Here is a 15,625-nt window from a genome sequence, read left to right as displayed (position 1 = left end):
GGCAAATTTATCTTTTTTTCACTAGGTCAGGACTTGGGAGCTAGACATTGATGGCTGAACTTATAATCCCCTAGTCTATGAGAAAAGTGAGACAAGCTCACCATAGGACAAATTTATCTTTTTTCAATAAGCTAGGATTGGGGAGCTGGACTTTGATAGCAAAACTTAAGGGGACTTGTACAATTCTAATGACAAAAAACAGAGAAGTTAAAAAAAGGAAAGCAAATGAATGCTCTCCTTTTGTTTAATTTTTATTCTTCGTCTAACAATTCAATTGAGTCATTATTAGTTTCATCTATCATATCTTCTGGCAACAATTCACCAATTCCATATTCAGCACGAACTTTTCGTTCGATTTCTTCCCGAACTTCAGGGTTTTCTACTAAATACTTCTTAGCATTTTCTCGTCCTTGGCCTATTCTTGTTTCTTTATAAGAATACCAAGAACCACTTTTATTGATAATATCTTTCTCTGAAGCCATATCGACAATTTCACCGATAATAGAGATTCCTTCTCCATACATGATATCTACTTCAGCTACTTTAAAAGGTGGAGCAACTTTGTTTTTTACCACTTTTATCTTCGTACGGTTCCCAACAACTTCTACGCCATTTTTGATTTGTTCTGCCCGACGAACTTCTAAACGAACTGTTGAATAGAATTTTAGTGCACGGCCACCCGGCGTTGTTTCTGGGTTACCAAACATAATTCCAATTTTTTCACGGATTTGGTTAATAAAAATAGCAGTTGTTTTTGTTTTATTAATTGATCCGGATAGCTTACGTAATGCTTGGGACATTAATCGAGCTTGAAGCCCCATATGGGAATCTCCCATTTCTCCTTCGATCTCTGCACGCGGCACTAATGCTGCTACAGAGTCAATAACTACAATATCAATTGCTCCCGAAGAAATTAACGCATCTGCGATTTCAAGGGCTTGTTCACCCGTGTCAGGTTGTGAAAGCAGTAACTCATCTACATCTACACCAATTGCTCTTGCATATTTTGGATCAAGAGCATGTTCAGCATCTATAAATGCAGCCACTCCGCCTTTTTTCTGAGCTTCAGCAATTGCATGTAGAGATACAGTTGTCTTACCGGAAGATTCAGGTCCATAAACTTCAATAATTCTTCCTCGTGGATATCCTCCCACTCCAAGAGCGATATCCAGTGCTAATGATCCAGATGGAACTGTTGAAATTTCCGTATCTACTTTTTCTCCCATTTTCATAACAGAACCTTTTCCATATGTACGTTCAATTTTTTTCAAAGCTTCATCTAAAGCTTTTTGTCTGTTTTCATTATTCGTTGACATTTATTTAACCTCCATAAAGAGAATATTCTCTTCTCAATTCGCATACTTATCTTATCCTTTTCTAAAGAAAAAAGCAAGCAAAACGTGAACAAACGTTCGCACCTTTATTCTTTCAGCAATGTCCGACGAATTAAGTCTAATCCTTGCATAACACTTTGACTTCGATTGCCGTTCCGATCCCTCATAAAACGGTATTGCTTTGCAAAGGACAACTCCCCTTCTTGACTAATCCCAATCCATACTGTTCCGGCAGGATGTCCCTCTAACGAATCTGGTCCAGCAACGCCTGTAAAAGAAATACCTATCTCTGTACCAAATTTTTCACGACATTTGTCAGCCATCGAAATGGCACATGCCTCACTTACCATTCCCTCTGTTTCTAAAATTTCTGGAGAAACGCCTAGTACATCTCTTTTAATTGCCTCTTCATAAGCAACAATACCACCTCGAAATACTTTGCTGCTTTGAGGAACAGAAACAAGAGTCGATTGAAATAAACCACCAGTTAAACTTTCCGCCGAACTTATTCTCATCTTTTTATCTTGAAGAAGTTTTCCCACTACTTTAACTAAACTATTATCATCTCCTTCTCCATAATAAAAATCCCCAACCAATGAAAAAATTTGATCTATGGTATGAGTAATAAGATGTTGACATTCTCTTTCATCTTTCCCACTTGCAGTAATTCGTAAAGACACTTCATGATTTCCAGCATAAGGAGCAATTGTTGGATTTGATTGATTTTCTATTAAATCATTTAATTTTGATACGAGCGTAGATTCACCTATTCCGTAAAAACGGAGTGTTTTAGAAACAATAAATTGACGGTCATCTTGTGTCAAGGTCGCTAGGAAAGGGGTAATTTCATCATGAAACATTCTTTCCATTTCAATCGGGGGACCCGGTACTAACAAGTAAGCTTTCTCATCTTTTTTTAGATAGGTTCCAATAGCATGGCCGTTTGCATTTTTAAAAAAACGACCATTTTCAAAATAATAGGCTTGTTTCTGATTATTTTCAGTCATATCTCGGCCCGTTTTTTCAAAATAATCACGTATTAATTTCAATGATTCTATTTCTAACTCTAAAGGTTCATTTAAATAACTTGCAATAGTTTGTTTTGTAACATCGTCTTGTGTTGGGCCAAGACCTCCGATGAAGATTAACAGGTCACTCCTTCCTTCTGCAATCTTAATTACTTCTTTAATTTTAGCTGTATTATCTCCTACTACTGATTGATGATAAGTATTGATTCCTAACATCGCTAGTTCTTTTGCAATAAATGCTGCATTCGTATTCACAATTTGGCCAAGTAAAAGTTCTGTTCCAATAGAAATAATCTCTGCAATCATAATCATACCCCTCACTATTAATATTCGCTAAAAAGAACTCTTTCAATTAAAAAAACAGTCGAATTACTTAGCCTAAATTAAACTAAATAGTACTACTTCAACTGTTTTTACATATATTTGATTTTAATTTCCAAATGAATCCATAAATACATACTTATTCTTAATAAAGTAATCCGTTCCTGAGTAAACTGTGAAAAATAAGCAAATATACAATAAAATTGTACCAAGTGGAATACCTATTCCTGCAACAGGAAAATCATCTAAAAACAATAAAATAATGGCAAACATTTGAGTGACCGTTTTAATTTTTCCAGGACAAGCAGCTGCCATAACTTCTCCATCTTTTACTAACAATAATCGTAGACCAGTAACTGCTAGCTCGCGGCAGAGAATAATACTTACTACCCAAGCTGGCGCTAATCCTTTTTCAACTAAAACGATGAAAGCTGCAGCTACAAGCATTTTATCTGCTAAGGGATCAGCAAACTTTCCAAAATTTGTCACAAGTCCATCTCTACGAGCAATGTAACCATCCAGCCAATCTGTAAAACTGGCAACTGAAAAAATAATGGTTCCAATTAATTGGACAGTCGGTATGGAAGAACCTAATAGTTCAACCGTTCCCCATTCAAAAGGAATCGTCATTAATAATAAAAATATCGGAATCATAAAGATTCGGATTACAGTAAGTTTATTGGGTAAATTCACGTTTTTTTCTCCTAACTATTTCATTACATTTCATTATTCAAAAGTAAAATAGAGGGTTTGCGTCTGATTCGTGCTACTGTCTTCAGGCTTCTCAACTTCTTCATCACCAAACAGAACGCTGGTAGAAGGCAGGTATCCAATTCGAACAGCTACTTCTTCTGTATCTTCTGGAATTTCTATTTCTTGAGAACTCCCCGCAGAAATAGTTCCTTCAAAAAGAACAGATTCGTTGATAGTCACCTGAACCCATGAATTTCCACTTGTATCGATTTCTAAAAGAAGTTGATTTGGTAATTCAAAGTTCGTAACTCTATACTCTATTCGATTGTTATTATCTTCTCGGATAATGGAGAGTTCTGAGGAGTTTTCAGCACTCTCTTCTGCGCTTTCGACATCTTCACCCACAGTTTCACTTGTCTGGGCCTCGCTTGAAACAGTTTCGGTTTGATTAATTACACTATTATTATTCGTCGATTCAGGTTCGTTACTTCTTATAAAATAAAAATAAAACCAAATCATTCCTAATACCAATATAAGAAGCAGTACCATCAAAAAGGTAGGTAAACTGCTTTGGGATGAACTACTGTAGTTGAAATTCGTTTCTTTGGAAGACCGTTTCAATTCTGACCTAGTAGGTAATGTTGGTTCCTGTATTTCAGTTTGACTATCCGGATTTTCTTCCTTTTTACTGGATACAACTGCGGACTCATCAACATCCATTTCCAGCACTTCAGCGTATTGTCGAATAAATGCCTTAACAAAAAAATCGCCTGGAAGTTCATCAAGATTATTTTCTTCAATTGCTATTAAATAATGTTTTTGAATTTTAGTAAGTTGTTGTAAATCATCGAGTGTATAACCTTTTGCTATTCTTTCTTGCTTTAATTGTTCACCAATATGATTTTTCTCACCCATTCAACGCACCACCTTATCTCTATTCACAGTATATTATAGCATAATAGAATATGATGATAATAAGCAGAATGTACTTCTTAGAGACTCATTAAAAAGCTACATTCTGCAATTTTAAAAATCACTTCAGCCAACCGCCGCTTACGGTTAGAACCTGTCCAGTCATATAAGAACTTTCTTTTTTTAGTATTTGTTTTACCCAAAAACTAATTTCTTCCGGTCTACCCATTCTTCCAATCGGTATATCGTCTAGTAAGTTCGTAATTTCCATTTCAGTATAATGCTGATTCATATGTGTATTCACAGCGCCCGGGCTGACTGCATTCACAGTGATCCCCCAAGAAGCCACTTCCTTACTGTATGCGCGGACAAAGGCAATTTGAGCGCCTTTTACAGTACTATAAAAAACCTCGTTGCTGCTTCCCATTTCTCCATAGACAGAACTGATAAAGACAATTCTTCCTTGGTTGTCCTGATGGATTTTATTTTGAAAAGCTTGCGTAATTAAAATAGGAATTTTAACATGCATTTTCCATAATTGGTCCATTTTTTCCGATGCAAGCTCATTTAACAATCCATATTCTGTTATACCATGCGAAAAAACAATGGCGTTCAATGAAAATATTTGTTCTTTTAGTCGGTCAATCGCATCATCTTGTTCTAGATTTGCTTGCACAGAAAAAAATTCTTGTTTTGGATATTTTTCAATAAACTCCCTAATAATACTATTTATTTTCTCTTTATTTGAATGATAATGCAAGTATAATGACCAACCATCTTCAGCCAGCTTTTTCGCAACACTTGAACCAATATCTCCGGAAGCACCCGTAATCAGAGCAATCTTCATGTTTACTTCTCCTTTTTCGGATAAATAACAAAGGTACTCATTAATTGTTCTTTGATATATTGTTGAGCAAATTGCTGAATATCCTTAAACGTAATGGCTTCTATGTGATCAATGCGATCAAACATTTCAACTCCGCTGAAGTACAGATAACCATATTGATTTGAAATATATTCCAAAGAATTAAAAGCTTGTAATTGTTCGCCAATGAATGCTCTTTTCAATAACTGAAAACTTTCTTCTGTAAAATCAGGATCCGTTTTCCAATTCAATAAAATATTTTTCCATTCAGTTATTGCTTCATCCGGCCGATCTGTGTCCGTCTCAATAGCCATAAAATGAAAACTACGATCCACGTTGAATGAATAATTAAAAGTGTCATCAATTAAACCACCGTTATAGAGTGTATTAAAGTTCTCAGAACCTCTTCCAAATAACAACTCCATAAGCAAAGTTCCCAACAGATAATAAGTATCCGATTCGTTTCCTTCTGGAACAGATGTTATCCCTTTTATGCCCATCGCTACTTTAGGTCGTTTGACGTCCATCTTGATTTGTTGATGAGCTACCATACTCTCGATTCTCTCAACGGGTAAAAAGCGCATAATATGATCTTCTTTTGGAAAGTCTTTTGATGCTTGATTCTCCCTAATGGAATCCATTGTTTTTTCAGGATCAAAGTTCCCGATTACCACCAAGTTCATATTAGATGGATGGTAAAAAGTATCGTAACAAGCTTGAAGAATTTCAGGTGTTATTTTTTGGATACTCTCGACTGTTCCTGCAATATCAATTGAAAGTGGATGATTCGGATACATATTTTTTAATAAACCGTAAAATAATCGCCAATCAGGAATATCTTCATACATATTTATTTCTTGAGCAATAATTCCTTTTTCTTTTTCTACTCCTTCTTGTGTAAAATGAGGAGTTTGAACAAAATCCAATAAGGTGCGAATATTTTCTTCTTCTTTGCTAGTAGCTGAGAATAAATAGCTTGTCCTTGTAAAAGAGGTGAAGGCATTCGCAGATGAGCCTAATTCAGCAAAATCATCAAATGCATCACGTTCTTCCCCTTCAAAAAGTTTATGCTCCAAAAAATGGGCAACCCCGTCCGGAACCTGGATGGAAGAATCAGATTGTAGAGGAACAAAATGATTGTCAATGGAACCAAATTTTGTCGTCATAATTCCGTATACTTTTGCAAATTGAGGCTTAGGAATCAAAATTACCTGTAATCCATTATCCAAGGTTTCATAATAAACCGTTTCATCTAAAAGAGGATAGTCAACTTTATGCATGATTTTCTTCCTCTCCTTTCAAAAAGAATATAGCTTCTAATTTCATCTGTTTGGCAACTTCAATAATATTTTCTTTTGTAACATCCATTAATGAACGAAGCCATTCTTCATCCGATATATTGTAACCAGCTAGTAACTCATTTGTATAAATCTTGGAAAGAGCCTTTCCTTGGTGATCATCATTTTGCTTGTATTGATTAATCAGCATCTCTTTTGTTTGACTTATTAATTCTTCCGAAAAATTTCCAAGCTGCATGTCTTTCAGTTGTTCCATCACAATTTTTTCAACTTGATTTCGTTTCGAAAAATCTATTCCTGTTCTTACAATCATTTTCCCACGAATATTATCGATTGAACTGGATGCTGAATAAGCAAGGCTTTCTTTTTCACGTACATTTTGAAACAGCTTGGAATGAGGAAATCCACCGAATATCCCATCAAAAATCATAGCTGCATAATAATGTTTATTAGAAAAGTAAGCTGGCGAAGAAAAACCAAATAATAAATTCCCTTGTGTTACATCTGAAGATTCTTCTTTTTTCACTACCGGATTTACTAGATCACTAGTAACGAAGATGTCAGCTGTTACACTTTCTCGATTTGAAAACTTACTTTGCTCCAAAATTTGTTGAATACGTTCTTCTTCAACATCGCCCGACACAAAAATATCAATGCTATCTTCCTGAAGCATTTTCAAGTAGGTATTATAAAGAGACTCTGGGGTAATAGCATCTAGATATTGCACATCGCCGATTCCTAAATAGACTTGATTTGTCCCCTTAAATAAAAGTTGGTTCAAGCGAAACAATGAGTACCCTGACTTATTTTCTTCAATAGAATCAAAGTAATTCTTTAAATTTTTCTTTTCGCGATGGAATGTTTCTGAGTGAAAGGCATTGTCAGAAACATTTGGATGAAAAATAATTTCTCGTAAGAAAGAAAACGCTTCTTCTAATAATGTTTCATCTCCACCAATAAATTTATCGTTAACAACTCTCAAACGAAGCGTAACAACATGGTGATTTCCATAACGTTGAGAATTAGAGCTTAAGGAAGCGCCATATAACCAAGACATTTGATGATCCATCATTTTTTGACTAGGATACTTCTGTGTATTTGTTACCATCATATTTTTTAGTAAAGTTCTCGCTGTAGCTTCATCCGGTTCATACAGACTTCTAAACTTATATTCAATTAGAACCGTTTTAAATTTTTTTGTATTTTGAATATGGGCGTTTGCGCCCTTTGCCAATACTAATTCCACGTATTCACTTCCAATACTTCATAGTTTGTGTCAGCAACCAAAACTACTGACAGACATATAAAAACTATACTCTACTTACATAAATTTTACAAACCAATTTAAATGCGTAAGAAAAGCGGACAAGTCCGCCTTGACCTATGAAAAAATAGGAAATTTGACCCTGAATTGTCAGGAGACTTCACGCTTCAGCGGGTTAGTCGAATGATATGCGTTAGCGAGCAGCGAAGCGCGCAATGGGGCAAATTTATCTTTTTTTCACTAGGTCAGGACTTGGGAGCTAGACATTGATGGCTGAACTTATAATCCCCTAGTCTATAAAAAAAGCGTGCAAAGCTGCCCTATCCTACAAAAAAAGGCATGGAACTTAATCCAGCCTTCTTCTTTTGATTTATTTTGTTTTTATATAAGTAGTTCCATTTGCTGCAGGTCCTTTTGACTTTCCAATAAAACCAACCAACACTACAATCGTTAGAACATAAGGAAGAACGCTTAAATACACACCTGGAATATCTTGTACGATTGGAATGTAATTCCCGATAACACTCAAACTTTGTGCTAAACCGAAGAATAATGCAGCTCCCATAACCGTTATTGGATTCCATTTACCAAAAATCATTGCCGCCATAGCAATAAACCCTTGACCTGCGATGGTCGTCACAGAGAAGTTCAGCGTAATAGATTGTGCAACGACTGCCCCACCTACACCGCCTAAAAACCCTGAAATCAAGACACCGGAGTAACGCATCAAATATACATTAATCCCTAATGTATCTGCTGCTTGAGGATGTTCACCAACAGAACGTAAACGCAGACCGAATGTCGTTTTGAAAATGATAAAGTAACTTAGAATGGCAACCAATATACCCAAATAAGCAGCAATCGTAATATCCGTAAAGAAAATTCTTCCTATAATAGGGATATCTTTCAAAAATGGTACACTACGTTTTCCAAAGTTATAAACAATAAAATCTGTTTGCCCTTTCCCATCATATAGAACTTTGGTCAAGAAAATTGCTAAAGCCGGGGCCAACATATTCAATACCGTTCCTGAAACAATGTGATCGGCACGCAGATTCACAGTTGCTGCAGCATGAATGATAGAAAATAAAATCCCGACAATTCCTCCAATAAGTAACCCTAGCCATGGAGTAGCCGCTCCAAAAGTTGCACCGAAGCTCAAATTAAAAACGATAGAAGAGAATGCTCCCATAACCATAATTCCTTCTAAACCGACATTGACAATCCCGCTTCGTTCAGAGAACGTTCCACCTAATGCAGTGAAGATAAGAGGGGCTGAATAAATTAATGTATTGGAGACAATGATTGTCAGAAGTGTAATCACATCCATCTAGGCCACCTCTTTCTTTTTAACTGGTTTCGTTTTTGCAAGAAGCAAACGAATAATATAATTCGCACCTACAAAGAAAATAATCAAAGCAATAACAATATCGACAATTTCATTCGGCGCCCCTGAAACTAGAGGCATGCTTGTACCACCTGTTTTCAGAACACTGAATAAGAATGAAGAAAATAGAATACCCAGAGGGTTGCTTGCTCCTAGCAAGGCAACACCCATTCCATCAAAACCAATTGTAGGAACAGCGCCTTGAGTGAAGATGTTTTGAAAGTTCCCCAGCCCTTCCATTGCTCCACCTAATCCAGCTAACGCACCACTTAACAGCATAGCTAAAATGATGTTCTTTTTAGCGTTCATTCCAGCATAATCAGCAGCATGTGGATTCATACCTACAGAACGGAATTCAAAACCAAACGTTGTTTTATTAATAAGCATCCACACTACGAACACCATAATAATGGATATAAAAATACCTCCATGAATGGTTGAATTATCTGTTAAAGTTGTCAAGAATGGAATACGTAAACTAGCAGCCTCTGAAATACGTGGTGAAGAGTCACTATTTTCTGTTAAAACATTACGAATCAGGTAATTAACAACATGAAAAGCCGTATGATTCAGCATAATTGTAACAATTACTTCACTCGTTCCAAAATACGCACGAAGAAACCCAGCAATCCCTGCCCAAATTGCACCTGCTGCCATCCCTGCCAAGATACATATCGGCAGTAAGATAAAACCAGGCAGTTCAGGAAACACATACGATATAGAAACAGAAGCGAACCATCCTACTAATACTTGTCCAGCCACACCGATGTTGAAGAACCCAGCAGTGTTTGCTACAGCGAATCCCAAGGCAATGACAATTAGCGGGGCCATCAAACGAAGCGTCTGCCCAAAATAAAATGGTGTGAATAAGGCTCCTTTAATCATCGCTGTATAGCCTGTAATTGGATTAAAACCAAACGATAACATAAGAATCGCACCAATAAGGATTCCTAATATGACAGACAATATTGGAACTGCATATTGTTGAAAACGAGCATTCTGATACATTTTACCCATGACTGTTTTCTCCTTTCTCTTCAGCAGTTTGAAGTTCTTTTCTTGCTTGTTCTAAAGGAGTTCCTGTCATCAATAAGCCAAGCTCCTGCTCAGATGTTTCTGATTGTTTTACTTCAGCAACAATTTGGCCTTCATAAATAACAACAATTCGGTCAGAGACATTCAATATTTCGTCTAATTCAAAACTCATTAATAAGACAGCATTTCCTTGATCTCTATGTTCAATCAAACGTTTGTGAATGAATTCAATTGCTCCAACATCTAGCCCCCGTGTAGGTTGAGCCGCGATTAGTAACGAAGGGTCTCGGTCTATTTCTCTAGCAATAATTGCTTTCTGCTGGTTACCACCTGATAGAGACGCAGCAAATGATCTTTCACTTTGCGTACGTACATCATATTCCTGAATCAAACGAACCGCATGTTTATCCATTTCTTTCTCATTGAGGAGATGATTATGACTAAAAGGTTCTTTGTAATAACTTTGTAGAGAGATATTCTCAGATAATGTCATCGGCAGAATAAGCCCATGTCTTTGACGGTCTTCTGGAATGTGTCCAACACCAGCTTCTGTAATTTTTCTTGGAGGAAGATTTGAAATTTCCTTATCATGAAGCTTGATTGATCCACTCTCTGTTTTTCTCAAACCAGTAATGGCTTGTATTAATTCAGATTGTCCATTTCCATCAATACCGGCTATTCCGACTATTTCTCCCGCACGAACTGTTAAATTTAACCCTTTAACCGCTTCAAGACCTCTGCTCTCTTTTACTACTAAATTATTAATTTCTAAAACAGTTTCTTTTGGAGAAGCAGCTTGTTTTGTTGTCTTGAACAAAACAGATCTTCCTACCATCATGTCAGCCATTTCTTGCTTAGACGTGCTTTTAACATCAACGGTATCAATACTTTTCCCTTTACGAATAACGGTAACACGATCCGCAACAGACTTGATTTCATCCAGTTTATGCGTAATGAGTATAATTGATTTCCCTTCTTTTACTAACCCCTTCATAATCAAAATCAGTTCATCAATTTCTTGAGGGGTCAGCACAGCTGTCGGCTCATCAAAGATAAGAATATCAGCTCCTCTGTAAAGAGTCTTCAAAATTTCTACACGTTGTTCCATCCCAACTGTAATATCTTCAACCTTTGCAGTTGGTTCTACATAGAGATGATATCTATCTGATAATTCTTTTATTGTTTTTTGAGCTTTTTTACGATTCAAAACCCCAAAACGGCTTTCTTCATTTCCCAAAATAATATTTTCGGAAACGGTAAAGTCCTTCACTAACATAAAGTGTTGATGAACCATACCAATTCCTAATTTATCTGCGACTGTTGGAGAAGTAATCTCCACTTCTTTTCCATTTACTTTTATCGTACCACTCGTCGGTTGTAACAAGCCGGAAAGAATATTCATCAAAGTTGATTTTCCTGCACCATTTTCACCTAACAGAGCATGAATTTCTCCTTTTTTGACTTTAAGATGGATATCATCATTTGCTTTAAAATTTCCAAAAGCTTTGGTGACTCCAAGCATTTCAATGACATAATTCTCATCCGTCATGGCGGTTCCTCCTTTTCTATCTCCTATATTTATCAAACAGCTTATTTCTATTATACGTTAACCGAATGCAGTTTAATAATAAAAAAAATCTAATAATAGCATGATACAAAGTCATAAACATTCGTTTTCAGCTGAACTCTATAAAAGAAAAGGAGCTGGGACAAAAGTCTCAGCCCCTTTGGGATTATTCATTTTAATTAAAGATTATTGTGGTGTTTCACTTACTACGATATCACCACTAATAATCGCTTGTTCTGCTTCATGTACTGCATCTAATACTTCTTGAGTCAATAGCCCATCAGTCAAGCTAACTCCACCATCCACTAAACCAAGTGTTACTACTTCATTAGCTGGGAAATCTCCATTCATTGCTGCATTCGCGATATCATGAGCTGCAACACCAACACCTTTTACAGTAGAAGTAAGTGTTAGATCACGAGTTTCACCATCAATTGTGATTTTTCCTTCTTCTTCTTGGTCACGGTCTACACCAATTACATAAATTTCGCGTTCTGGGTCTGATTCTACGATATCACGTGCTTCTGAGAATACGCCATTACCAGCATTTCCTGCTGCTTGATAAATGATGTCAGCACCGTCAGAATACATACCATTTGCAATTGATTTTGCAAGCGCAGCATCATCAAATGACCCAACATACTGAATGTTTACTTCAATACTTTCATCAACATACTTAACACCTTCAACAAAACCAGCTTCGAAACGGTCGATAACTTCACTTTCCATTCCACCTACAAAACCAATTTTGTTTGTTTTTGTTGTCATTGCCGCAGCAACGCCAGCCAAGAATGCTGCTTCATTATCTGCAAACAATACAGATGTTGTGTTCTCACCTTCGATTACATCATCAATAATCGCAAATTTTGTATCTGGATAGTTTTGAGAAACTTCTTGCATTGCATCTTTTAGTTTATAGCCAACACCAAACACTAAATCATAATTATTGTTCACTGCTGTCGTAAGGTTTGTAATGAATTCTGCATCACTGTTAGAAATAATATTTCCATATCCATTAATGCCTTCTTCTTTACCGTTTTCTTCGCCCCATGCCTGAAGACCTTCCCAAGCACTTTGGTTAAACGATTTGTCGTCAACACCGCCGATATCAGTTACCATTACCGTAGTGAAATCATCCGAACCAGCTTCTCCACCAGTTTCTCCGCTCGTTTCTTGACTTGTTTCCTCTACTTCACTGCCTGTATCCGCACCTTCATCGTTGCCACAAGCTGCTAGAAGAACACCAGCGCTTAACCCTAACGTTAGTAAGCTTAGAAATTTTTTCTTTCTCACAATAAACCCTCCAGTTTGAGTATGGACTACTCATATTTTTGCAAGTACGAATCTCGCTTAATCAAAGAATAGCACAATTCTTTCGAATAGGAAATATACAATCTTCCTTTTTCATTTATTTTTCATCTTAATATTCTTTTTCCATTTTTTGAAAGCGGTAACCTCGAGATTCGTCACTCAGAATCCGAACTTTCTTGTAGTAATTCTTTTGTTACGTTCACTTTCCTGGGCTTACTCCCGTCTGCTGGACCTACATACCCTCTTGCTTCCATATCATCGATGATCCTAGCTGCACGGTTATAACCGATTCGAAATTTTCTTTGTAATTTTGAAATACTTGCGGATTCTTCTTCCATGACGAATTCTAACGCTTGGTCAAAATATTCATCTTCAGGATCCTCTGAAACCGCAGCGGTTGGCTCTAGTTGCATCATCTCTTCCACATAATTCGGTTCTTGTTGTTCTTTCACAAATGTCACGATACTCTCTACTTCAGAATCAGAAATAAAGGCACCTTGAACACGTCTTGGTTTATTTTCTCCCATAGGACGGAATAACATATCACCGCGTCCTAATAGTTTTTCTGCTCCGCTTCCATCAATAATTGTACGTGAATCAATTGAACTGGAAACAGCAAATGCAATTCTGGATGGGACATTTGCTTTGATAATCCCTGTAATAACATCCACACTTGGACGTTGTGTAGCAAGAATCATATGGATTCCAGCTGCACGAGCCATTTGTGCAAGCCGGGTAATCGCATCTTCGACTTCATTACTTGCTACCATCATTAAGTCCGCTAACTCATCGACAATCACAACGATATAAGGAAGAGTCGGATTATTTTCTCCTTTTTCAACGTTGTATTCCATAACCAACTCATTATAACCATCGATATTTCTCATACCTGTTCCTGCAAATAATTCATAACGTCTTTCCATTTCGGCTACTACTTTATGCAGAGCTTGCGCAGCTTTGCGAGGATTTGTTACTACAGGTGTGAGAAGATGAGGAACACCATTATAAACATTCAGTTCAACTTTCTTAGGGTCAATCATCATCATTTTTACTTCATTCGGTTTAGCCTTCATTAAAATACTTGTAATAATTCCGTTAATTGATACGGACTTCCCACTACCGGTAGCACCAGCGATTAGTAAGTGAGGCATCTTCGTTAAATCCGCATATTGAACGACACCAGAGATATCTCTTCCTAACGGAACTTCCAATAACTTATCACTTTCATGGTTACGATCTAAAATACTTCGGAAAGAAACCGTACTGATTTTACTGTTAGGAACCTCAATTCCGATAAAGGATTTTCCAGGAATCGGCGCTTCGATACGAATATCTTTCGCAGCTAATGCTAGCGCTAAATCGTCAGCAAGGTTCACAATCTTGCTGACTTTCACACCTACAGCAGGTTGAATTTCATATTTTGTTACAGCAGGACCAAGATTTGCTTTTCGAACTTTCGCATCCACTCCAAAGCTGGCAAATGTTTCTTCCAGTTTTTTAACATTTTTCTCAATAATTGCATATTCATTCGACTGATCCGTCGGCGGAATATCCTTTAATAAAGAAATCGGTGGTAATTGATAATCACGATTTTCTGTTTCTTCGGTAATTTCAAAATCCAATACCTCTTCATTATCGTCTTCTTCAATTTCTTCAAGCTCTTTAATTTTCTCTCCACTTGATTGGGTTTCTTCCTCTTGTTTCATAGCTACCTCATCTTTCTTTTGGTAACTGTCAATCATTAATTGAATTTGTTCTGGCGTATCGTCTCTTTCTTTTTCTTCATCCACAATCATTGCAGTTGTTTCTTTCCTGATTTTATTTTTCGCTTTTTTAAACCAGTTATCATTCGAAGAAGATTCTGCTCCCACTTCTTTTTGAGAAGTTACGATGGACGGCTGAGCTTCTCGATTCTTTAATTGCTCTGTTTTTTCTCCTACTTTTTCCTTCATAAAATTGATAATTGGATTAAATAGTTTTTGGAGGAAGCCATAGATTGATAAAAATATTTTTCTAATTAATTCCATGACATCATGCGTATCCATTCCGAATAACACACAAACTCCAAAGAAAACCAAGAAGCCTATAATGGTAAAGGTTCCCCATTGGGATACGAGGAAATGGCTGCATTGGTATAAAACAGCACCAATCATGCCGCCTCCCATAATCCCTGAAACCGTGCTGGTTCTTACGTCAGATAGAAAACGCATTAAGGTAATTTGAAAAAGAGATCCCTCTGAATCCATTACGTGCTGAAACGTTTGAGCATGCAATAAAAGCATCCCTGCAACTAAAAATAACACGCCAGATAACACAAAGTTTTTCCTTAAACGCGGTTCTCTGCCCATTATTAGTAAATACAAACCATATATTCCAAATAATGCAAGGGGAACTACAAACAGTTCTCCAAAAAAGAAACGGAAAAAGTTCGCGATTAATATACCAATAAATCCTAATTGGCTTAGCCCTAACACAGCTGAAAATACGAATAATATTCCCACTAATTCATATGAAACTTTGTTTGTCTTTTTTGTTTTTCGTTTTGTTTTATTCTTATTCGTTGGTGTTCTTGCCACAGTCTTCACTCATTTCCTTCTTTTATCTATTTAT

General features: G+C 36.6%; 12 protein-coding genes. All 12 read right to left on the bottom strand.

The window, feature by feature from the left end; genetic code table 11:
- Positions 1 to 251: 251 nt before the first annotated feature.
- A complete protein-coding gene (gene recA / locus EJN90_RS11855) occupies positions 252 to 1,316 on the bottom strand; it encodes a recombinase RecA (protein WP_126111509.1) in 1,065 nt (354 codons plus the stop codon).
- A gap of 104 nt (positions 1,317 to 1,420) precedes the next feature.
- Positions 1,421 to 2,668, bottom strand: coding sequence for a competence/damage-inducible protein A (locus tag EJN90_RS11850; protein ID WP_126111507.1), 1,248 nt, complete (start codon positions 2,666 to 2,668; stop codon positions 1,421 to 1,423).
- A 123-nt stretch (positions 2,669 to 2,791) separates the two neighbouring features.
- Positions 2,792 to 3,376, bottom strand: a complete 585-nt coding sequence (gene pgsA / locus EJN90_RS11845; protein WP_126111505.1) for a CDP-diacylglycerol--glycerol-3-phosphate 3-phosphatidyltransferase — start codon at positions 3,374 to 3,376, stop codon at positions 2,792 to 2,794.
- Positions 3,377 to 3,409: 33 nt separating this feature from the next.
- On the bottom strand, positions 3,410 to 4,291 hold the full coding sequence (locus EJN90_RS11840; protein ID WP_126111503.1) for a helix-turn-helix domain-containing protein: 882 nt from the start codon (positions 4,289 to 4,291) through the stop codon (positions 3,410 to 3,412).
- A gap of 118 nt (positions 4,292 to 4,409) precedes the next feature.
- The gene (gene ymfI, locus EJN90_RS11835; RefSeq protein ID WP_126111501.1) at positions 4,410 to 5,135 is read right to left on the bottom strand and encodes an elongation factor P 5-aminopentanone reductase; all 726 of its coding nucleotides are present in this window, start codon (positions 5,133 to 5,135) and stop codon (positions 4,410 to 4,412) included.
- 2 nt (positions 5,136 to 5,137) lie between these two features.
- Entirely contained in the window at positions 5,138 to 6,433 is a 1,296-nt protein-coding gene (yfmH, locus tag EJN90_RS11830; RefSeq protein ID WP_126111499.1) for an EF-P 5-aminopentanol modification-associated protein YfmH, read from the bottom strand.
- Positions 6,426 to 7,697 (bottom strand): EF-P 5-aminopentanol modification-associated protein YfmF, encoded by a 1,272-nt coding sequence (yfmF, locus tag EJN90_RS11825; RefSeq protein WP_126111497.1) that lies wholly within the window; start codon positions 7,695 to 7,697, stop codon positions 6,426 to 6,428. The genes yfmH and yfmF overlap by 8 nt, the downstream gene beginning before the upstream one ends.
- A gap of 388 nt (positions 7,698 to 8,085) precedes the next feature.
- Positions 8,086 to 9,045, bottom strand: coding sequence for an ABC transporter permease (locus EJN90_RS11820; protein WP_126111495.1), 960 nt, complete (start codon positions 9,043 to 9,045; stop codon positions 8,086 to 8,088).
- Positions 9,046 to 10,119 carry an ABC transporter permease gene (locus EJN90_RS11815; protein ID WP_322348860.1) on the bottom strand — a complete coding sequence of 358 codons (1,074 nt, stop codon included), beginning with the start codon at positions 10,117 to 10,119 and terminating at the stop codon, positions 9,046 to 9,048.
- Complete coding sequence (locus tag EJN90_RS11810; RefSeq protein WP_126111493.1) at positions 10,112 to 11,686, bottom strand: ABC transporter ATP-binding protein; 1,575 nt, start codon at positions 11,684 to 11,686, stop codon at positions 10,112 to 10,114. Before EJN90_RS11810 ends, EJN90_RS11815 begins: the two co-directional genes overlap by 8 nt.
- Before the next feature lie 204 nt (positions 11,687 to 11,890).
- Positions 11,891 to 12,997 (bottom strand): BMP family lipoprotein, encoded by a 1,107-nt coding sequence (locus EJN90_RS11805; protein ID WP_126111491.1) that lies wholly within the window; start codon positions 12,995 to 12,997, stop codon positions 11,891 to 11,893.
- 173 nt (positions 12,998 to 13,170) lie between these two features.
- Complete coding sequence (locus tag EJN90_RS11800; RefSeq protein WP_407657487.1) at positions 13,171 to 15,600, bottom strand: DNA translocase FtsK; 2,430 nt, start codon at positions 15,598 to 15,600, stop codon at positions 13,171 to 13,173.
- Positions 15,601 to 15,625: the final 25 nt, after the last annotated feature.

This window comes from Jeotgalibaca ciconiae (genome assembly GCF_003955755.1).
Classification (GTDB): domain Bacteria; phylum Bacillota; class Bacilli; order Lactobacillales; family Aerococcaceae; genus Jeotgalibaca; species Jeotgalibaca ciconiae.
Note: the sequence above shows the minus strand (reverse complement) of the source record. Positions and strands in the feature narration are given on the sequence as shown.

Coding starts and splice junctions, on each gene's coding strand:
- recA (WP_126111509.1), bottom strand. CDS start 1,316: ATGTCAACGAATAATGAAAACAGACAAAAAGCTTTAGATGAAGCTTTG.
- EJN90_RS11850 (WP_126111507.1), bottom strand. CDS start 2,668: ATGATTGCAGAGATTATTTCTATTGGAACAGAACTTTTACTTGGCCAA.
- EJN90_RS11840 (WP_126111503.1), bottom strand. CDS start 4,291: ATGGGTGAGAAAAATCATATTGGTGAACAATTAAAGCAAGAAAGAATA.
- ymfI (WP_126111501.1), bottom strand. CDS start 5,135: ATGAAGATTGCTCTGATTACGGGTGCTTCCGGAGATATTGGTTCAAGT.
- yfmH (WP_126111499.1), bottom strand. CDS start 6,433: ATGCATAAAGTTGACTATCCTCTTTTAGATGAAACGGTTTATTATGAA.
- EJN90_RS11820 (WP_126111495.1), bottom strand. CDS start 9,045: ATGGATGTGATTACACTTCTGACAATCATTGTCTCCAATACATTAATT.
- EJN90_RS11815 (WP_322348860.1), bottom strand. CDS start 10,119: ATGGGTAAAATGTATCAGAATGCTCGTTTTCAACAATATGCAGTTCCA.
- EJN90_RS11810 (WP_126111493.1), bottom strand. CDS start 11,686: ATGACGGATGAGAATTATGTCATTGAAATGCTTGGAGTCACCAAAGCT.